The 20,253-nt window shown below is 65.0% G+C and carries 17 protein-coding genes; 9 read left to right on the top strand and 8 right to left on the bottom strand.

Annotated features, from left to right (window positions below; translation table 11 throughout):
- Positions 1-283 precede the first annotated feature (283 nt).
- From BGP85_RS09990 to BGP85_RS09975, 4 genes are all read left to right on the top strand, one after another.
- Positions 284-1,087: a DNA-binding transcriptional regulator gene (locus tag BGP85_RS09990; protein WP_103447012.1), complete on the top strand. Its 804-nt coding sequence runs from the start codon at positions 284-286 to the stop codon at positions 1,085-1,087.
- An 88-nt stretch (positions 1,088-1,175) separates the two neighbouring features.
- Positions 1,176-3,242 carry a maltose alpha-D-glucosyltransferase gene (treS, locus tag BGP85_RS09985; protein ID WP_103447011.1) on the top strand — a complete coding sequence of 689 codons (2,067 nt, stop codon included), beginning with the start codon at positions 1,176-1,178 and terminating at the stop codon, positions 3,240-3,242.
- Positions 3,243-3,323: 81 nt separating this feature from the next.
- A complete protein-coding gene (locus BGP85_RS09980) occupies positions 3,324-3,950 on the top strand; it encodes a riboflavin synthase subunit alpha (protein WP_103447010.1) in 627 nt (208 codons plus the stop codon).
- A 9-nt stretch (positions 3,951-3,959) separates the two neighbouring features.
- Positions 3,960-4,661, top strand: a complete 702-nt coding sequence (locus BGP85_RS09975; RefSeq protein WP_103447009.1) for a YoaK family protein — start codon at positions 3,960-3,962, stop codon at positions 4,659-4,661.
- Positions 4,662-4,664: 3 nt separating this feature from the next.
- On the opposite strand, the gene proP is transcribed toward BGP85_RS09975, so the two are convergent.
- The 6 genes from proP to BGP85_RS09945 form a co-directional block, all read right to left on the bottom strand.
- On the bottom strand, positions 4,665-6,167 hold the full coding sequence (gene proP / locus BGP85_RS09970) for a glycine betaine/L-proline transporter ProP (protein ID WP_103447008.1): 1,503 nt from the start codon (positions 6,165-6,167) through the stop codon (positions 4,665-4,667).
- Between the two features lie 139 nt (positions 6,168-6,306).
- The gene (gene hemB, locus BGP85_RS09965; RefSeq protein WP_103447007.1) at positions 6,307-7,281 is read right to left on the bottom strand and encodes a porphobilinogen synthase; all 975 of its coding nucleotides are present in this window, start codon (positions 7,279-7,281) and stop codon (positions 6,307-6,309) included.
- 126 nt (positions 7,282-7,407) lie between these two features.
- Positions 7,408-8,301, bottom strand: a complete 894-nt coding sequence (locus BGP85_RS09960) for a PA4780 family RIO1-like protein kinase (protein ID WP_103447006.1) — start codon at positions 8,299-8,301, stop codon at positions 7,408-7,410.
- Positions 8,302-8,479: 178 nt separating this feature from the next.
- The gene (locus BGP85_RS09955; RefSeq protein ID WP_103447005.1) at positions 8,480-10,054 is read right to left on the bottom strand and encodes an aldehyde dehydrogenase (NADP(+)); all 1,575 of its coding nucleotides are present in this window, start codon (positions 10,052-10,054) and stop codon (positions 8,480-8,482) included.
- A gap of 29 nt (positions 10,055-10,083) precedes the next feature.
- Positions 10,084-11,073, bottom strand: coding sequence for an AraD1 family protein (gene araD1 / locus BGP85_RS09950; protein ID WP_103447004.1), 990 nt, complete (start codon positions 11,071-11,073; stop codon positions 10,084-10,086).
- Positions 11,064-12,386, bottom strand: coding sequence for an MFS transporter (locus BGP85_RS09945; RefSeq protein ID WP_103447003.1), 1,323 nt, complete (start codon positions 12,384-12,386; stop codon positions 11,064-11,066). The genes araD1 and BGP85_RS09945 overlap by 10 nt, the downstream gene beginning before the upstream one ends.
- 184 nt (positions 12,387-12,570) lie before the next feature.
- On the opposite strand from BGP85_RS09945, the gene BGP85_RS09940 reads away from it, so the two are divergent.
- Both BGP85_RS09940 and BGP85_RS09935 read left to right on the top strand, forming a co-directional pair.
- Positions 12,571-14,304 carry an IlvD/Edd family dehydratase gene (locus tag BGP85_RS09940; protein ID WP_103447002.1) on the top strand — a complete coding sequence of 578 codons (1,734 nt, stop codon included), beginning with the start codon at positions 12,571-12,573 and terminating at the stop codon, positions 14,302-14,304.
- Between the two features lie 102 nt (positions 14,305-14,406).
- Positions 14,407-15,129: a FadR/GntR family transcriptional regulator gene (locus BGP85_RS09935; protein ID WP_103447001.1), complete on the top strand. Its 723-nt coding sequence runs from the start codon at positions 14,407-14,409 to the stop codon at positions 15,127-15,129.
- Positions 15,130-15,132: 3 nt separating this feature from the next.
- Here the strand turns inward: BGP85_RS09935 and BGP85_RS09930 are convergent, their stop codons facing one another.
- The gene (locus BGP85_RS09930) at positions 15,133-16,038 is read right to left on the bottom strand and encodes a LysR family transcriptional regulator (protein WP_103447000.1); all 906 of its coding nucleotides are present in this window, start codon (positions 16,036-16,038) and stop codon (positions 15,133-15,135) included.
- Between the two features lie 105 nt (positions 16,039-16,143).
- On the opposite strand from BGP85_RS09930, the gene BGP85_RS09925 reads away from it, so the two are divergent.
- Together BGP85_RS09925 and BGP85_RS09920 are read left to right on the top strand one after the other, a co-directional pair.
- Positions 16,144-17,883 carry an amidohydrolase gene (locus tag BGP85_RS09925; protein ID WP_103446999.1) on the top strand — a complete coding sequence of 580 codons (1,740 nt, stop codon included), beginning with the start codon at positions 16,144-16,146 and terminating at the stop codon, positions 17,881-17,883.
- An 81-nt stretch (positions 17,884-17,964) separates the two neighbouring features.
- A complete protein-coding gene (locus BGP85_RS09920; protein ID WP_103448236.1) occupies positions 17,965-18,711 on the top strand; it encodes a TorF family putative porin in 747 nt (248 codons plus the stop codon).
- Between the two features lie 4 nt (positions 18,712-18,715).
- On the opposite strand, the gene BGP85_RS09915 is transcribed toward BGP85_RS09920, so the two are convergent.
- On the bottom strand, positions 18,716-19,147 hold the full coding sequence (locus tag BGP85_RS09915; RefSeq protein ID WP_103446998.1) for a multidrug/biocide efflux PACE transporter: 432 nt from the start codon (positions 19,145-19,147) through the stop codon (positions 18,716-18,718).
- A 231-nt stretch (positions 19,148-19,378) separates the two neighbouring features.
- Here BGP85_RS09915 and BGP85_RS09910 point away from each other — a divergent pair, with 231 nt between their 5' ends.
- A complete protein-coding gene (locus tag BGP85_RS09910) occupies positions 19,379-20,227 on the top strand; it encodes a TauD/TfdA dioxygenase family protein (RefSeq protein ID WP_103446997.1) in 849 nt (282 codons plus the stop codon).
- The last annotated feature ends 26 nt before the right edge of the window (positions 20,228-20,253 follow it).

Genomic DNA, 20,253 nt, shown 5'->3' with positions numbered 1-20,253 from the left:
CCCGGTAACTCCAGGCAAGCCGCTACCGCCCTCGCGCAGGCAGGCGCAAGGCAGTTGAATGGGCGTTTTGGCTGGTACGGGTATTAGCGGCGCGGCGCTACGCTTGGATGTGGGCAGGCGCAGGCAACGGGTAAGGACGGCAGGCAGGCATGGCGCATGGTGTATTCCCCTGTCAGGGCATTTGTAGTTGTTGTGGCGAGTATAGGAATGCTGCGGATTGCCCTACAATGAAAAACCGCCCTGCTGTGCACTTGGTGCACATCGTTGTTTTATAAGGCTTTTTATGAACAAAGACCGAGACTCCGAGTACAAGAGCGTGCGCGGGCTGAGCCGCGGCCTGGCCTTGCTCAATGCCCTCAACCGCCTGGACGGCGGCGCCAGCCCGACCCGCCTGGCCGAACTCACCGGCCTGCACCGCACCACCGTGCGGCGCCTGCTTGAGACCCTGCAGGAGGACGGCTACGTGCGTCGCAGCGAGTCCGACGACAGCTTCCGCCTGGCACTCAAGGTGCGCGAATTGAGCGAAGGGTTTCGCGATGAGCAGTGGATCAGCGCCACGGCGGCGCCATTGCTCGCCGAGCTGTTGCAGGAGGTGGTGTGGCCGACCGACATCAGTACCCTGGATGTGGATGCCATGGTGGTGCGTGAAACCACCCACCGCTGCAGCCGGCTGTCATTCCACCGCTCCATGGTCGGGCGCCGCCTGCCGCTACTGGAGACGGCTACCGGGCAGGCCTACCTGGCGTTTTGCGACGACGCCGAGCGCGAACAGATCATCGCTCTGCTGGCAAGCCGTGAAGGGCCCGAATACCGCTTGGCGCGTGACCCTGTGACGCTCGACAATCTGCTGCGCAAGGTGCGCCACCGGGGCTATGCGGAGAATTTCATGGCCTGGAACCAGGAAGAGAAGATCGCCTCGATCGCCGTGCCCTTGCACTCTGGTGGGCGGCTGCTGGGGTGCCTGAACCTGGTGTATGTGGCCAAGGCGATGAGTATCGAACAGGCGGTGGTGAAGTACCTGCCGGCGCTGCAGCGGTTTGCCGGGCGGATTGACCAGCTGTTGAGCGAGGCGCGCAAAGATGATTGATTGCAGGCAACGCTAGCCTCAAGCCGAACGATCCGCTCGCCATGCCGTCATAACCTTGGCCGGTGCCGCCACGCAAAGAGGACGCGAAATGACCCAGCCCGACCCGTCATACCTCAAATGGCTTGAAGACCGCTCGATGCTGAAGGCCTCGCAGGAACGGGCCCGCCTGTACTCCGGCCAGTCACGCCTGTGGCAGAATCCCTACGCCGAAGCGCAGCCACGCCGCGCCACCGAGATCGCCTCGGTGTGGCTGACGGTCTACCCCGACGCGATCATCGCGCCCGAAGGCTGCTCGGTGCTCGCCGCCCTCGGTCACGAAACGCTGTGGAAGCGCCTGTCGGAGATCGGCGTGCAGGGCATCCACACCGGCCCGATCAAGCAGTCTGGCGGCGTGCGCGGGCGTGACTTCACCCCGAGCATCGACGGCAACTTCGACCGCATCAGCTTCGACATCGACCCGCTCTACGGCAACGAGCAGGAACTGGTACAGATGAGCCGCCTGGCCGCCGCGCACAATGCCGTGACCATCGACGACTTGATCCCGTCGCACACCGGCAAGGGCGCCGACTTTCGCCTGGCCGAACTGGCCCACGGTGCCTACCCCGGGCTCTACCACATGGTCGAGATCCGCGAGGAAGACTGGCCGCTGCTGCCTGACGTGCCCGAGGGCCGCGATGCGGTCAACCTGGCGCCGGCACTGTGCGACGAGCTCAAGCTGCGCCACTACATCGTCGGCCAGTTGCAGCGGGTGATCTTCTTCGAGCCCGGGGTCAAGGAAACCGACTGGAGCGCCACCGCGCCGATCACCGGGGTCGACGGCAAGACCCGGCGCTGGGTGTACCTGCACTATTTCAAGGAAGGCCAGCCGTCACTGAACTGGCTCGACCCCAGCTTCGCCGCCCAGCAGATGATCATCGGCGACGCCCTGCACGCGCTGGACTGCTTGGGGGCCCGCGGCCTGCGCCTGGATGCCAACGGCTTTCTCGGCGTGGAATCCCGCGCCAGCGGCAGCGCCTGGTCCGAGAGCCACCCGCTGTCGATCGTCGGCAACCAGCTGATCGGCGGCATGATCCGCAAGGCCGGCGGCTTCAGTTTCCAGGAGCTCAACCTGACCCTCGACGACATCGCGCAAATGTCCAAGGGCGGTGCCGACCTGTCCTACGACTTCATCACCCGCCCCGCCTGCCAGCATGCCCTGCTGACCGGCGACACCGAGTTCCTGCGCCTGATGCTCAAGGAGATGCACACCTTCGGCATCGACCCGGCGTCGCTGATTCACGCCCTGCAGAACCACGACGAACTGACCGTCGAGCTGGTGCACTTCTGGACCCTGCACGCCCATGACATGTACCTGTACAAGGGCCAGACCTTGCCCGGCGGCATTCTGCGCGAGCACATCCGCGAGGAAATCTACGAGCGGCTGTCGGGTGAGCATGCACCGTACAACCTGCGCTTCGTCACCAACGGCATTGCCTGCACCACCGCCAGCCTGATCACCGCGGCGCTGGGCATTCGCGACCTCGAACAGATCAGCCCGGCGGACATCGCGCTGATCCAGAAGATGCATTTGCTGCTGGTGATGTACAACGCCATGCAACCGGGCGTGGTCGCGCTGTCCGGCTGGGACCTGGTCGGCGCCCTGCCGCTGCCGGCCGAGGCGGTAGCCGAGCGCATGGTTGACGGTGATACCCGCTGGATCCACCGGGGCGGCTACGACCTGGCCGGGCTTGCCCCACAGACACAAGCCTCGGTACGCGGGATGCCGCGCGCCCGCTCGCTGTATGGCAGCCTCGACAGCCAGCTGGACAACCCCGAGTCGTTCGCCAGCCAGGTGAAGAAGCTGCTGGCCGTGCGCCAGGCCTATGGCATCGCCACCAGCCGCCAGGTGCTGGTGCCCGATGTCAGCAGCCCGGGCCTGCTGGTGATGGTGCATGAGCTGCCGGCCGGGCGTGGCATCCAGATCAGTGCCTTGAACTTCGGCCATGAGGTGATTGTCGAGGAACTGCAATTGACCGGCTTCACCCCAGGGCCAGTGGTGGACATGATCAACGAGACGGTCGAAGGCGACCTGACCGAGGATGGCCGGCTGACTGTCAACCTGGACCCTTACGAGGCACTGTGCTTGAGGATTGTGAACAGCAGTGGGCATGTCTGAGGCCAGTACGGCAACTTGCATTTGCAGCGCCATGGGCATAGCTTCCTGATGTTTTCCCTCTCTGTGCCCAGGAGCAACTCCATGTACACCGGCATCGTCCAGGCCGTTCGCCCTCTCCTTGATGTGACCACCTACCCGGGCCACAACCAGTTCACCATCGACCTCACCCCGGAGCTGCTCGACGAGCTGAAGATTGGTGCGAGCGTCAGTGTCGAGGGCACCTGCCTGTCGGTTACCGAAATCGACGGCACCCAGGTGAAGTTCGACGCCATGACCGCCACCCTCGAACGCACCAACCTGCGCTGCTTCAAGGCTGGCCAGGGCGTGAACATCGAGCGTTCGGCGAAAATGAACGCCGAAGTCGGCGGCCACCTGATGGCCGGCCACATCGCCACCACTGCCGAGGTCGTCGAACTGTCGATCAAGGAAACCGGCGCCTTCATCACCTTCCGCATGCCCCCGCAATGGGGCAAGTACGTGTTCCCACGCGGTTTCATCGGGGTCAACGGCTGCAGCCTGACCGTCGCTGACGTCGACGACAACGTGGTGACCATCAACCTGATCCCGGAAACCCTGCGCCAGACCACCTTCGCCCGCTACCAGGCCGGCGAGTTGCTGAACATCGAGGTGGACCACCAGACCATGGTGCTGGTGGACGTGGTGGAGCGCACGATCAAGAGCACCCTCGCCCGCGAAATGCCGCGCTGAAGCCCGCCCATGCTACCCAACACCCTCCCCGCGCGCACGGCCAGGCGCCTGCGCCTGCAAGTCCTGCGTGGCCGCGTCGGCCTTGGCCTGGTGGCCGGGCTGTCGGTGCTGGCCGGCATGACCGATGCCATCGGCCTGCTGGCGTTGGGCGATTTCGTCTCGTTCATGAGCGGCAACACCACGCGCCTGGCCGTGGCCATCAGTGAGGCAGACCTGGCCATGGTGCTGCGCCTGAGCGGCGCCGTACTGGGCTTCGTCGCCGGCAATGCGCTGGGCGTGCTGCTGGCCCGCGGTTTCCGGCGCCGGGCCTGGCCGGTGTTGCTGGTGGTCGCGGCACTGCTTGCCTGCGCCGCGTTGTGGCCGTTTGCAGCGACGTTCCCGGCGCTGCTGGCCGCCACCCTGGCCATGGGCATGATCAATGCGGTGGTGGAGCAGGTGAACGGCCTGCCCATCGGCCTGACCTACGTCACCGGCGCCCTGTCGCGCTTCGGCCGCGGCCTGGGCCGCTGGCTGCTGGGCGAGCGGCGCAACGGCTGGCGGGTGCAACTGGTGCCCTGGGCCGGCATGCTGCTGGGCGCCGCCCTCGGCGCCTGGCTGCAACAGCACCTGGGCTTGCAGGCGATGGCGGCCAGTTGCGCCCTGGCCTGCCTGCTGGCGCTGGTGTCGCGGTTCATTCCACGCTCGTGGCAGCGCGGCTACATGCCACGCTGAGCCTCAGTCGATGCGCGGGTGCTGCTGCGCCAGCAGTTGGCGCTTGGCCTCGAGCTCGGCGATCTGCGCGTCGATGTCTTCGATCTTCTGCTCGATGTCGTCGTGGTGCTCTTGCAGCAGTTCGCGCGCTTCTTCGATGTCCGACGCCGCGGGTGCTGCCCCCCGCAGCGGCTTGTTGGCGGTTTCCTTCATGGTCAGGCCGGTGGCCAGGCCGATCAGGGCAATCACCATCAGATAATACGCTGGCATGTACAGGTTGCCGCTGCTTTCCACCAGCCAGGCGGCGAGGGTTGGGGTCAGACCGGCGATCAGCACCGAGATGTTGAAGGCGCTGGCCAGGGCGCTGTAGCGGATGTGCGTGGGGAACATCGCCGGCAAGGTCGAGGCCATCACACCGATGAAGAAGTTCAGCAGCACAGCGATGATCAGCAGGCCAGAGAAGATCAGCCCGAGCGCGCCGCTGTTGATCAGCATGAACGCCGGAATGGCCAGGGCGAACAGCCCGACACTGCCCACCACGATAAATGGGCGGCGGCCGTACTTATCGCTCATCAGGCCGATGATCGGCTGCACAAAGAGCATGCCGACCATGATCGCGATGATGATCAGCACGCCGTGGTCTTCGCTGTAGTGCAGGTTGTGTGACAGGTAGCTGGGCATATAGGTGAGCAGCATGTAGTAGGTGACGTTGGTGGCGATCACCACGCCGATGCAGGTCACCAGGCTGCGCCAGTGCTGGGTGGCAACCTCCTTGAACGACACCTTCGGGCCCGAGGCCAGCCCCTCGCGGTCACCCTGTTCGAGCTTGTCCACGTGCTGCTGGAACGCCGGGGTCTCCTCCAGCGCGTGGCGCAGGTAGAGGCCGATGATGCCCAGCGGCAAGGCCAGGAAGAACGGCAGGCGCCAGCCCCATTCGAGGAACTTCTCTTCGCCGACGACGGTGTTGATCAGCACCACCACACCCGCCCCCAGCACGAAGCCGGCAATCGAGCCGAAGTCCAGCCAGCTACCGAGGAAACCGCGCTTGCGGTCCGGGGCGTACTCGGCGACGAAGATCGATGCCCCGGTGTACTCGCCGCCCACCGAGAAGCCTTGGGCCATCTTCGCCAGCAACAGCAGGATCGGTGCCCAGATGCCGATCGAGGCATAGGACGGTATCAGGCCAATGGCGAAGGTGCTCAGCGACATGATCACGATGGTCGCGGCGAGGATCTTCTGCCGCCCGAAGCGGTCGCCCAGGGCGCCGAAGAACAGCCCACCCAACGGGCGGATGAGGAACGGCACCGAGAACGTGGCCAGTGCCGCGATCATCTGCACGCTGGGGTCGGCATTGGGGAAAAATACTTTGCCCAGTGCATAGGCGACGAAGCCGTACACACCGAAATCGAACCACTCCATGGCGTTGCCCAGTGCGGCGGCGGTGATCGCCTTGCGCATCTTGGCGTCGTCGACGATGGTGATGTCCTTGAGGCCGATTGGCTGGACGCTTTTCTTGCGAGATTTCATGCCCGTTTCCCTGTTGCTGATAGCTCTATGGGATCTGATACAACGGGACACTAAATAATTCAGCGCTTACTGCTTTTTTCCTGCGCCAGCGCTCTGCGAACAGGTGAAGCGCCGCTGAAAAGCGGCGCTTGGGCAACGATCAGATCCCTTCGCGGGCCAGGTCCATGGCGAAATAGGTCAGGATCAGGTCGGCACCGGCACGCTTGATCGCGCCGAGGCTTTCACGCACCACCCGGCCTTCGTCGATGGCACCGGCCAGGCCGCCGAACTTGATCATCGCGTACTCGCCGCTCACCTGATATGCCGCCAGCGGCAGGCGCGAGGCGGCGCGGATGTCAGCGATCACGTCGAGGTAGGCGCCGGCCGGCTTGACCATCAGCACATCGGCCCCTTCCTGCTCGTCGAGCAGCGACTCACGCACCGCTTCGCGGCGGTTCATCGGGTTCATCTGGTAGCTCTTGCGGTCGCCCTTGAGCGCGGTACCGCCCGCTTCACGGAACGGGCCATAGAGCGACGAGGCGAACTTGGTGGAATAGGCCATGATCGCGGTGTCGTGGAAGCCGGCACCGTCCAGGGCGCTACGGATGGCCTGCACCTGGCCGTCCATCGCCGCCGACGGGGCGATGAAGTCGGCACCGGCAGCGGCGGCGATGACCGCCTGCTTGCCCAGGTTGGCCAGGGTGGCGTCGTTGTCCACGCCATGGTCGTGCAGCACGCCGCAGTGGCCGTGGCTGGTGTATTCACAGAAGCAGGTGTCGGACATCACGACCATTTCCGGCACGGTGTCCTTGCAGATCCGCGACATGCGCGCGACCAGGCCGTTCTCGTTCCAGGTGTCGCTGCCGATGGCGTCCAGGTTGTGCGACACGCCAAAGGTCATCACCGACTTGATGCCGGCGCGGGCATAACGCTCGATCTCCTGGGCCAGCAGTTTTTCCGGAATGCGGTTGACACCCGGCATGCTGGTGATCGGCACGAAATCATCGATGCCTTCCTCGACGAAGATCGGCAAGATCAGGTCTTCCAGGCGGAATTCGGTTTCCTGGAAGATCGTGCGCAGGGATTCGTTCTGGCGCAGGCGGCGGGGACGAACGGAAGGAAAACGGTTGGACATGACAGCTCCAGGGCATTTTTAACGGCGTATACCTTATGCCTGTCGGACGTTAGTGAAAAGGCCAGATGACGAGATACTGCCTTGCGTCAAAGGCAATGGCCGGTTTTTGCCGGTGCGCTAGTGCAATTACTGCATCCACGGCGGCGTCGGCTCTTCAGCCTTGGCCGGCCCATGCTCAGCCTCATCCCGCGCCGCTCGGCGGCGGGCTTCATCGCGCAGGGTGGCATCGATCTCACGCATCACCCCGGCTACGTCGGCCGCCTCGTCGTCTTCCTCGAACTGCCCGCTCAGCGGGCTGTCCGGGCGCAGTTCGCCGGCTTCGTACAACGCCCACATCTCATCGGCGTAACGGGTGGCTTTAAGCTCCGGGGCAAAGCGCCCGAAGTAATGCGCCATGTTCGCCACGTCCCGGTGCAGCATGCTGAACGCATGGTTGTTGCCCGCCGCATCCACCGCCTGTGGCAGGTCGATGATCACCGGGCCGTCAGGGCCAAGCAGCACGTTGAATTCGGACAGGTCACCATGCACCAGACCGGTGCAGAGCATCAGCACGATCTGGCGGATGACAAAGGCATGGTATTCACGGGCCTCTTCGGCTTCGAGGTGCACGTCGTTCAGCCGTGGAGCGGCGTCGCCATCGGCGTCGGTCACCAGTTCCATCAGCAGCACACCGTCCTGGAAGTCGTAGGGCTTGGGCACGCGCACACCGGCACCGGCCAGGCGGAACAACGCCGCCACTTCAGCGTTCTGCCAGGCGTCTTCGGCCTCTTTGCGGCCGTACTTGCTGCCCTTGGCCATGGCCCGGGCCTGGCGGCTGTTGCGGACCTTGCGGCCCTCCTGGTATTCGGCGGCCTGGCGGAAGCTGCGCTTGTTGGCCTCCTTGTAGACCTTGGCGCAGCGTACCTGGGCACCGCAGCGCACCACGTAGACGGCCGCTTCCTTGCCGCTCATCAACGGCCGCAGTACTTCGTCGACCAGGCCGTCTTCGATCAGTGGTTCGATTCGTTTTGGTGTCTTCATCAGGCTGCGTTCGGGGTCCTGGCTGGGGTGGTGGACATCCTCTCACAGGCTGCGGCGTCTTGCTCGTTTGTCTGCAAGGGCCGATCGCCGGCAAGCTGGCTCACACAGTCAAAGCGCAAATTTCAGGGCAAGCGCAAATCCTGTGGGAGCGGGCTCGCCCACGAAAGGGCCAGCAGCCTTAAACCAAGGCTTCCCGGCTGTACTCACCATCGACCAGGCGCAATAGCCCCAGCGGATTGGCGCTCCTCAAGGCCTCCGGCAGCAAGGCATCCGGATAGTTCTGGTAGCACACCGGCCTGAGGAACCGATCGATGGCCAAGGTCCCCACCGAGGTCCCCCGCGCATCGGACGTGGCCGGATAGGGTCCGCCATGCACCATCGCATCGCTCACCTCGACGCCGGTCGGGTAACCATTGACCAGCAGGCGGCCCGCCTTGCGCTCAAGCAATGGCACCAGCGCTGCAAACCGCTCCAGGTCCTGAGCCTCGGCAATCAGCGTGGCGGTCAGCTGACCGTGCAAGGCTTCCAGCGCACGGCGCAGCTCGGCTTCGTCGGCCACTTCGACCACCACCGTGGTCGGACCGAAGACTTCTTCCTGCAGCAGTTCATCACCCCCCAGCAGCAAGCTGACATCGGCCTGGAACAGCTGCGCATGGGCCTGGTCACCGCTCTGCTCTGGCCCTGCCAGGTGGCGTACGCCTGGGTGCTGGTGCAGGCGCGCCACTCCGCTGGCATAGCTGCGCAATGTGCCAGCATTGAGCATGGTCTGCCCCGGCTGGTCTGCCATGCGTGCAGCCAGTGCGGCAACGAACGCCGAGAAGGCTGGCCCGGCCATGCCGATGACCAGGCCCGGGTTGGTGCAGAACTGCCCGCAGCCCAGCACCACCGAAGCCGCCAGCTCGGCTGCCACCTGCTCGCCCCTGGTCTGCAACGCTGCTGGCAGTACCAGCACCGGGTTGATGCTGCTCATCTCGGCGAACACCGGAATCGGCTGCGGGCGCGCCGCCGCCAGGTCGCACAAGGCCCGGCCGCCCTTGAGCGAGCCGGTGAAGCCGACCGCCTGGATCGCCGGGTGGCGCACCAGCGCTTCTCCCACGCCAGCGCCATAGACCATGTTGAACACCCCGGCCGGCATGCCGGTGGCCTCGGCAGCGCGCTGGATGGCCTCACCGACGTACTCGGCGGTAGCCATGTGGCCGCTGTGGGCCTTGACCACCACCGGGCAACCGGCAGCCAGCGCGGCAGCGGTATCACCACCTGCCGTGGAGAACGCCAGCGGGAAGTTGCTGGCGCCGAACACCGCCACCGGGCCGACGCCGGTGCGATACTGACGCAGGTCCGGGCGCGGCAGCGGCTGGCGCTGGGGCTGTGCGCGGTCGATGCGTGCGCCCAGATAGTCGCCGCGGCGCAGCACCTGGGCGAACAGGCGCAACTGGTTGCTGGTGCGGCTGCGTTCGCCCTGGATGCGTGCCGCGGGCAATGCGGTTTCGCGACAGACCGTGTCGATGAACGCCTCGCCCAGCGCGTCCAGCTGCCCGGCAATGGCCTCCAGGAACTGCGCGCGACGCTCCGGCGCCAGGCCGTTATACCCGGCAAAGGCCTGCTCGGCGGCGCGGGCGGCGGCATCCACCTCATCAGGCGTGGCCTGGGTGAAGACTACCGGCAGGGCCTCGCCCGTGCGTGCGTCGAAACTCTGCAGGCGCACGCTGCCAGCGGCGCTGCGGGCGCCGCCGATGAAGTTGCTTCCCGACATGATTGACTCCTGTTAATAGGATTGAAGGCTCAGAGGCTTTTCACCAGCCCCGGTCGCACGGCCTGCCCGGCAGCGACGATGCCGTTTAGCAGTGGCTGGCCGAACGCTTCGAGGCTGACTTCGAAGGTGTCGCCAGGCCGGGCCTGGATGCCGTCGCCGAACGACAGCGTGGCGGTGCCGAAGTAATGCACGTGGACATCACCTGGGCGCAGGAACTGGGCGTACTTGAAGTGGTGGAACTCAAGGTTCTCGAAGCTGTGGCACATGTTCTGCTCACCGGACAGGAACGGCTTGCTCCAAAGCTCCTGGCCATCGCGCAGGATGCGGCTGCGGCCTTCCAGGTGTGCCGGCAGCGCACCCAGACGCAGCTCCGGGCCGAAGCTGCAGGCGCGCAGCTTGGAATGTGCCAGGTACAAGTAGTTGCGACGTTCCATCACATGGTCGGAGAACTCGTTGCCCAGGGCATAACCCAGGCGGAACGGCGTCCCGCACTCGCCGATCACATACAGCCCGACCAGCTCCGGCTCCTCGCCGGCATCTTCGGCAAAGGCCGGCAGCGGCAGGTCGGCACCGGGGCGCACGACAATGGCGCCATCGCCCTTGTAGAACCACTCTGGTTGCGCGCCCTCCTCACCTGCTGGCGGTCGCCCACCTTCCAGGCCCCACTGGAACATGCGCATGCTGTCGGTGACGGCACCCTCGGCCTGCTGCTGGTGCATCTTGTCGCGGGTGGCGGCGCTGCCCAGGTGGGTCAGGCCGGTGCCGGTGACCAGGCAGTGCGCTGGGTCTTCGTGGTCCAGCGGTGGCAGCACCCGGCCTTCGGCCAGCAGCGCCAGGTAGTCATGGCCCTCGCCCAGGCCTGCGGCCTGCACCTGGCTGACCATGTCGCGGCCAGCGGCGATGGCCTGCAGGGCCAGTTCACGGGTACTGCTGACGCCGCGGATTTCCAGGGCGCGCTCGCCTTCCACCACGCCGACCCGGCGCTGGCCGGGGGCGGTTTCGAATTGGATCAGTCGCATGCTTGTGCTCGCTTGTCGGTTGCAATGTTCACGGATGCCTGGCGCTGGCGGCGCTCAAGGCGGTTGTAGACGACGCCGGTCAGCACCAGCCCGAACACCATCACTCCGGCCAGGAAGTACAGGCCCGAGGACAGCTGGCCGGTATGTTCCTTGAGCGCGCCGATGCCGAACGGGCCAAGGTAGCCGCCGAGGTTGCCGATCGAGTTGATCAGGGCGATGCCTGCCGCCGCACTGGCACCGGAGAAGAAGCGCCCGGGCAAGGTCCAGAAGATCGCCGTGCAGGAGAACAGCGCGAAGGCCACCAGGCACAACGCGGCCAACTGCAACGCCGGCACCGTCAGCCAGGCGCTGAGGAACAGGCCCAGGGCGCCCAGGGCATACAGCAGACCCAGGTGGCCGTAGCGATCGTTGAGGCGGTCGGAGCTGCGCGGGATGATCAGCAGGCCGATGATGCCGAACAGGTACGGCACCGCCGAGACGAAACCGGTCACCAGGTCGCTGCCACCGAACTGGTGGATCAGCGTCGGCAGCCACAGGCCCAAGCCATAGATGCTCAAGGTTACCGGCAGGTAGAACAGCGCCAACAGCAGCACCCGGCCATCCTTCAGGGCATGCAGCGGGTTGCCGTGGCGAGTCTGGCCGAACTCGCGCTGGTCTTCGGCCAGCTGCTTCTTGAGCCAGCTGCGCTGGGCATCGTCCAGCCAGCGCACCTTGTCCGGGCCGTCCGGCAGCAGGCGCAGGGTGGGCCAGGCCAACAGCACCGCCGGGGTACCGATGCAGATGAACAGCCACTGCCAGCCGTGCAGGCCGAGGTTGCCATCCAGGCCCAGCAAGGCGCCCGACAGCGGCCCGGTGACCAGCATCGCCAGCGGTTGCGACAGGATGAAGAATCCAAGGATCTTGCCGCGATGGCGCACCGGGTACCACTGGGTGATGTAGTACAGCACGCCGGGGAAGAACCCCGCCTCCGCCGCCCCCAGCAGAAAACGCATCACATAGAAGCCGTTTGGCCCGGTGATGAATGCCATGCCGATAGTGATCGCCCCCCAGGTCAGCAGGATGCGGGCGAACCAGCGCCGGGCGCCGAAGCGGTCGAGCAATAGGTTGCTGGGAACTTCGCACAGGAAGTAACCGATGAAGAACAGCCCGGCACCGAGGCCGTAGGCCGCATCTCCGAGGCCGATGTCGGCCCCCATGTGCAGCTTGGCAAAACCCACCGCCGAACGATCGACGTAGGCCACCAGGTAAAGCAGGACCAGAAAGGGGATGAGTTTCAGCGTGATCAGGCGGACGAGCCGCTGCTCCTGGATCATGGCGAGGTCTCCGATTGTTCTTGTAATGGGGACAGCACATGGCCGGGGTTTTGTGGGCAGACCTCCGGCGCGGTGGAAGGATCATATAGTATTACTATTTAAAACAACAACCCTTCACATGGCGCATTTTTAGCGATAGAGTCGATGCATAACGACAAATAGTAATACTAATAAGGTGCCCGTCATGTCTGATAGCAAACGCCCCCTGCGCTCCGCCCAATGGTTCGGCACCGCCGACAAGAACGGCTTCATGTACCGCAGCTGGATGAAGAACCAGGGCATTCCTGACCATGAGTTTCAGGGCAAGCCGATCATCGGCATCTGCAACACCTGGTCTGAGCTGACCCCGTGCAACGCGCACTTTCGCAAGATCGCCGAGCATGTGAAGAAAGGCGTGCTGGAGGCCGGCGGCTTCCCGGTGGAGGTCCCGGTGTTCTCCAGCGGCGAGTCAAACCTGCGCCCCACCGCCATGCTCACCCGCAACCTGGCGAGCATGGACGTGGAAGAAGCCATCCGCGGCAACCCGGTGGACGCCGTGGTGCTGCTCACCGGCTGCGACAAGACCACCCCGGCCCTGTTGATGGGCGCTGCCAGCTGCGACGTGCCGGCGATCGTGGTCACCGGCGGGCCGATGCTCAACGGCAAGCACAAGGGCCGCGACATCGGCGCCGGCACCATCGTCTGGCAGATGCATGAGGCCTACAAAGCCGGGCAGATCGACCTTAACGAGTTCCTTTCGGCCGAAGCCGGCATGTCGCGCTCGGCGGGCACCTGCAACACCATGGGTACCGCCTCGACCATGGCCTGCATGGCCGAAGCCCTGGGCACTTCGCTGCCGCACAACGCGGCGATCCCGGCGGTGGACTCGCGCCGTTATGTGCTCGCTCACCTGTCGGGCATGCGCATCGTCGAGATGGTCAATGAAGACCTGCGCCTGTCGAAGATTCTCACCCGCGAAGCTTTCGAGAATGCCATCCGCGTCAATGCCGCCATCGGTGGCTCGACCAACGCGGTGATCCACCTCAAGGCCATCGCTGGCCGCATCGGCGTCGACCTGCAACTGGAAGACTGGACCCGCGTCGGCCGCGGCACGCCGACCCTGGTCGACCTGCAGCCGTCCGGGCGCTTCCTGATGGAAGAGTTCTACTACGCTGGCGGCCTGCCTGCGGTGATCCGTCGCCTCGGCGAACACAACCTGCTGCCCAACCCCAGCGCGCTGACCGCCAACGGCAAGAGCCTGTGGGACAACTGCCAGAGCGCACCGCTGTATGACGAAGAGGTCATCCGCCCGATCGACAAGCCGCTGGTGGCCGATGGCGGCATCTGCATCCTGCGCGGCAACCTCGCGCCCAAGGGCGCGGTGCTCAAGCCATCGGCGGCGACCCCCGAGTTGATGCGCCACCGTGGCCGCGCAGTGGTGTTCGAGCACTTCGAGGACTACAAGGCGCGCATCAACGACCCGGAGCTGGAGGTCGACGCAAGTTCGGTACTGGTGATGAAGCACTGCGGCCCGAAGGGTTACCCGGGCATGGCCGAAGTGGGCAACATGGGCCTGCCCGCCAAGCTGCTGGCCCAGGGCGTGACCGACATGGTGCGCATCTCCGACGCGCGCATGAGTGGCACGGCGTATGGCACCGTGGTGCTGCACGTGGCCCCGGAGGCTGCGGCGGGCGGGCCATTGGCGGCGGTACGCGAAGGCGACTGGATCGAACTTGACTGCCATGAAGGCCGCCTGCACCTGGATATCACCGATGAGGAACTGGCCGGCCGCCTGGCAGATCTGCAGGCGCCGCAGCAGTTGATCAGCGGGGGCTATGCGAAGTTGTACATCGACCATGTGATGCAGGCCGATGAAGGCTGCGACTTCGATTTCCTGGTCGGCTGCCGGGGTTCTGCGGTGCCTAAGCACTCCCATTGAAGCTGCACAGGCCCCTTCGCGGCTGGAACCCGCGAAGAGGCCGGCACAGGTTCAGTGATGCTATGATCACCACCCCGCTCCGATGGACCGCCAGCACCGCACATGAACTACCGCCAGCCCACCACGCGCAAGAGCATGCATGCCACCCTGGTTCAGGACCTCGGCCTGCAGATCGTATCCGGCCAGCTCCAACCGGGGCAGAAACTGCCCGCCGAAGCCAGCTTGTGCGAGGCCTATGCGATCAGCCGGCCGGTGTTTCGTGAAGCGATGCGCGCCCTCACCGCCAAGGGCCTGATCGAAGCCCGCCCACGTGTCGGCACCCAGGTGCGCCCGCGCCACGACTGGCACATGCTCGACCCCGACGTGCTGCACTGGCTGATGCAGGCCACGCCACAGCAGGAATTCTTCAACACCCTGTCCAGCGTACGCTGGGTCATCGAACCCGCTGCCGCCGCACTGGCCGCCACCAACGCCAGCGCCGACGATGTCGCCTCGATCAGCGAAGCCTACCAGCGCATGGAAGCCGCACGCACGCACGAAGAGCGCCTGCAACCGGACCTGGACTTCCACGCGCGCATCGCCGACGCCACTCACAACGACCTGCTCGCCTACCTGTGCAACATGCTTTCGCTGGCCCTGCGCGAGTCGGTGCGCTATTCCAACCAGCGCCCCAACTTCGACGAGCTGGCGCTGCCGCGGCACAAGGCGATCCTCACTGCCATCCAGAACGGTGACGCCCTCGGTGCCCGGCATGCTTCGCTGGTGCAACTCGAGGATGCACGGGTAGCGTTGAGCAAGGTGCTCGGCCAGGACCCGATCGGCTGAGCCTCACAACCGCTGCAGGTACCCCTGCAGGTAGTCGATGAACGCCAGCACCTTGCCGCTGGCGCGCCGGTGGCTGGGGTAGACCGCCAGGATGTCTTCACCGAACGCATCCGGCTCGATCACGCAGTGCTCCATCACCCGCACCAGCCGCCCCTCCTGCAGGTAGCGGCGCACGCTCCACTCCGGGGTGTGCAGGATACCGTGCCCTGCCAGCGCATTGCGCAGCAGCAAGTCGTAGTTGTCGCTTTCCAGCCGCACCCGCTGCGGGTACGGCAGGCGCATGCGTACGCCTTCGCAGTGCATCCACCAAAACTTGGCATCCAGCGCTGGGTGAATGTACTTGAGCCACTGGTGCTGGCCGATGCTGTGCGCCGTCACCGGCAGCGGGTTGCGTTCGAGGTATTCAGGGCTGGCACAGAGAAAGATACGGTTCTTGCCGATGATCCGGGCAATCAGGCCCGGCAGGTCGCTGTGCCCTTCGCGCAGCGCCAGGTCGTAACCGGCTTCGATCAGGTCGACGAAGGTGTCGGACAACTCTACCCGCAGCTGGATCTGCGGGTAGTCGCGCATGAAGCCAGCGCAGGCGTCGGCCAGGAACGCCCGGCCAAACGCCAGTGGCGCGGTCAGGCGCAAGGTGCCAGACACCCCCTGCAACTGGCTGATCTCTTGACCGGCCTCATGCAGGCTCTTCAGCACCTGCCGGGCGGTTTCCAGGTACAGCCGGCCCGCTTCGGTCAGCACGATGCGCCGCGTACTGCGCTCGAACAACTGGCTGCTAAGCTCGCGCTCCAGGTGCGTGACCGCCTTGGTCAGGGCCGAAGGCGTCTTGCCCAGCGCCTCGGCCGCGCGGCTGAAGCTGCCGTGCTCGGCCGTGGCGACGAACATCGAAATCGCACCCAAGGTGTCCATGCGGTTTTTCCTGAATGGCAAAAGGCTTTTTAGCGTTCTGGCGATTCTATGCCAAGTCTGGGCTGGGTAGGCTCGCCTCACACCAATAAATACAAGAGGCTACACATGTCGAGATGTCTACCTGGTTTGCTGGCGCTGGCCGTGGCTTTTGCCTCGGGGCACGCATTGGCTGCTGCTGACCTGGTGCTGGTCAACGGCAAGATCTTCACCGCCGACCGCAACAACCCGCAGGCCCAGGCCATCGCCATCGAAGGCGGCAAGATTGTCGCCGTGGGCACCGACGCCCAGGCGCGGGCACTCGCTGACCCACAGACCCAAGTCATCGACCTGCAAGGCAAGCGCGTCACTCCGGGCCTGATCGACACCCACTCCCACGCCATCTTCGGCGGCCTGCAACTCAGTGGCGCCGACATGGGCGGCGAGGCGGCGCCGCTGGATGCGTTCGAAGCTCGCCTGCGCGGCTGGCGTGATGACGGGCGAGCGCGCAACGGCGAGGTGTTGCAGGTCCTGGGGGTCAGCTCGGCCTACTGGGCCCAGGCCAAGGCGCTGAACGAGCGCTTCGGCCAAGGCGAGTGGGCCTCCACGCCCATCGTGTTCATCGGCGAGGACTACCACACCGCCTGGGCCAACCCGGCCATGCTCAAGCGCGCCGGTATCGACAAGGCATTGCTGGCCACCCTGAGCAAGCAGGAAAAGGACACCATCGGCACCTTCGAAGACGGCCAGCCCAACGGCTTTCTGGTCGATGCCGGCTGGGACCGGGTCGCCAGCGTCCTGCCCAAGGCCGATGCCGCCACCCTGCTCAAGGGGGCACAGGCCGCCGTGCAGTTCAACAACAGCCTGGGCATCACCGCCTGGATGGACCCTGCCGCCAACAGCATGCCTGGCGAGGCGCTGTTCGATATCAAACCCACCGACCAGACCGTCGGCGTGCTGCCAGCCTACAAGGCCCTTGCCGAACAGGGCGGGCTGAACGCGCATGTCGCGGCGCTGCTGGTGGTCAACCCGAAAAGCACCCCCGCCGACCTGCAGACCATCGACAACGTGCGCAAGCAGTTCGCTGGCGTGCCGAACCTGACCCTGCCCGGCATCAAGGTGTTCGCCGACGGTGTGCTGGAGTACCCCGCGCAGTCGGCCGCCTTGCTCAAGCCGTACCACAACACGCACAAACCTGGCGAACTGCTGATCGACCCGAAGCATTTCGGTGAGCTGGTCAGCGCTGCCGACCAGCGTGGCTGGCTGGTGCACATCCACGCCATCGGCGACCGTGCGGTGCGTGAATCACTCAACGGCATCGAACAGGCACGCAAGGCCGGCAACAGCGGCATCCATCACTCGATCACCCACCTGCAGCTGGTCAACCCCCAGGACTTCGCCCGCTTCAAGCCCCTCGACGTGATTGCCTCGATGCAGCTGCTGTGGGCCGCCGGCGACGACTACACCGTCGACATGGTCAAACCCTACGTCGATGCCTCCGCGTTCCGTTACCAGTACCCGGCCCATTCGCTGCAGAAAAATGGCGTGACCATCGCCGGCGCCAGCGACTGGCCAGTGTCGTCACCCAGCCCTTGGCTGGCCATCGCCCAGGCGGCAACTCGCAAGGGCGCGCAAGGCGTGCTCAATGCCGATGAGCGCCTCGACCGCCAGACCATGCTCTATGCCTACACCGCCAATGCAGCCAAGGCCCTGGGCCTGGAGCAGCAGATCGGCTCGCTGGCCCCGGGCAAGCAGGCCGACTTCGTCATCCTCGACCGTGACGTGCTCGCGGTGAACGACCAGCAACTGGGCGACACCCAGGTGCTGGCCACCTACTTCGGCGGCCAACAGGTCTACGCCCCCCACTAAGCCCCTGCACCTCGGCATGCCTGTACGGCATGCCGCCTTTTCTATCTGCCACAACAACCACAACACAAGATAGGGATGACCATGAAGCACGCTACCCTGGCAGCCGTGTGCGCATTCGGCTGCGCCGCGCTCGCCCCCGCCGCCATCGCCTTGCCCATCAACGATGACTTCGCGCTCGACCTCGACCTGGCCGCAGTCAGTGATTATCGCAGCCGCGGCATCTCGCAAACCCAGGGCGATCCGGCCGCGCAGGCCGAGGTCATGCTCAGCCATGCCAGCGGCCTGTATCTGGGCGCCTGGACCTCGAACGTCGATTTCGGCTTCGACAGCAAGACCCGCCAGGAGGTCGACTACTACGGTGGCTGGGCCTGGCAAATGAGTGAGCACGCCAACCTGGACCTGGGTTACCTGAAGTACACCTACCCCAAGGAAAGCCGGTACAACCAGTCAGAGCTGTACGCCATCGTCGATGTGCATGGCTTCAAGCTGGCGGCCTACTACTCCACGGACGCTACGACGCAGTACGGCAAGGATCAGGACAGCCTCTACACCTGGGTGGGCTACCACACGGTGCTGCCGCTGGAAGTCGGCCTGGAACTGCGCTACGGCCGCGCCGACTTCAAAGACCCGAGCTACTGGTCACAGAGCGGCCAGTCGCGCGATTCCTACCGTGAATGGGAAGCCAGATTCACCCGCGACTTCCTCGGCCTCACCTGGCGCCTGAGCTATATGGATACCAACCTGTCGCAGGCCGAATGCGCCAGCAACTATGGCTTCGATGACGTCTGCAGCGCCACCGTGGTGGCCGGTGTCAGCAAACACTTCTGAGGCCTCAGGCCACGGCCCGGCGCTGCAGGATGAAGTGCCGGGCGCGGTCGAACGCCCAGTTGTACAGCACGGTGTAAGGCAGGATGATCACGAAGAAGCCCAGCTCGACCATGAACGCCTGCAGCAGCGAGATCTCCAGCATCCATGCCGCCACCGGCAGGCACCAGACCACCAGCCCCGCCTCGAAGCCCAGACCATGAACGAAGCGCGCCAGCGCTTTCCACTGGATGCGCGGCGTCGCCACGAAACGGTCGACCAGTGCGTTGTAGACCATGTTCCAGATCATCGCGATCACCGACAGGGTGACCGCCAGGGTACCAGCCGTGGCCAGCGACTTGCCCATGATCCACGAGAGCAAGGGCGCGCACAGCAGCACGGCGAAGATTTCGTAGCCGACGGCATGGACCATGCGTTCGGTGAAAGAGACCTTTTTCATAACAGATTCCATCATGTGGTTACGTCGTGGCTGACATTTTCTTTGATGGAACTGATACTCGCGACATAGCACCTATCGGTTTTATCAATAGGCAATGCCCGGCCCGTTGTCACGAAAAGACAGCTGACTGTCACCTGATGTGAAGCAGCACGCGGCACCTGCGGCCTACAGTCTGTTCCAGCGTGACCCAACGCTTACAACAACAATGCAGACTCTGAGAGCAGGCACATCATGCAAGTGGAACAACTGACCTGCACCATCGGTGCGGAACTGGTAGGCCTGAACCTGGCCGACGTCATCCATGACGATGGGCTATTCGCCGAGGTTCGCCAACAACTGCTCAAGCACCGGGTGCTGTTCCTGCGCAACCAGGACATCAGCCACGCCGAGCATGTGGCGTTCGCCCGGCGCTTCGGCGAACTGGAAGACCACCCGGTGGTCGGCAGCCACCCGGACCACCCTGGCCTGGTGCAGATCCACAAGTCACCAGAAAACCCGCCAGACCGCTACGAGAACGCCTGGCACACCGACACCACCTGGCGCGAGAACCCGTCCATGGGCGCGGTGCTGCGCTGCCTTGAGTGCCCACCCGTGGGCGGCGACACCGTGTGGGCGAACATGGTGGTGGCCTACGATCGCCTGCCGGCGGACGTCAAGGCCAGGATCGAAGGCCTGCGCGCCCGCCACAGCATCGAGGCCAGCTTTGGCGCCGCCATGCCGATCGAAAAGCGCCTGGCCCTCAAGGAACGGTACCCAGATGCCGAACACCCCGTGGTGCGCACGCACCCGGAAACCGGCGAGAAAGTGCTGTTCGTCAACAGCTTCGCCACCCACTTCAGCAACTACCACACGCCCGAACGGGTACGCTTCGGCCAGGACTTCAGCCCGGGTGCCGGCGAGCTGCTGCGCTACCTGATCAGCCAGGCGACGATCCCGGAGTACCAGGTGCGCTGGCGCTGGAAGCCCAACAGCATTGCCATCTGGGACAACCGCAGCACCCAGCACTACGCGGTCATGGATTACCCGCCCTGCCACCGCAAGATGAACCGCGCCGGCATCGTTGGCGACACGCCTTACTGATGGGTCGCACAACCGGTGCATTGGCA

This window comes from Pseudomonas putida, assembly GCF_002906855.1.
Taxonomy (GTDB): Bacteria; Pseudomonadota; Gammaproteobacteria; order Pseudomonadales; family Pseudomonadaceae; genus Aquipseudomonas; species Aquipseudomonas putida_N.
Note: the sequence above shows the minus strand (reverse complement) of the source record. Positions and strands in the feature narration are given on the sequence as shown.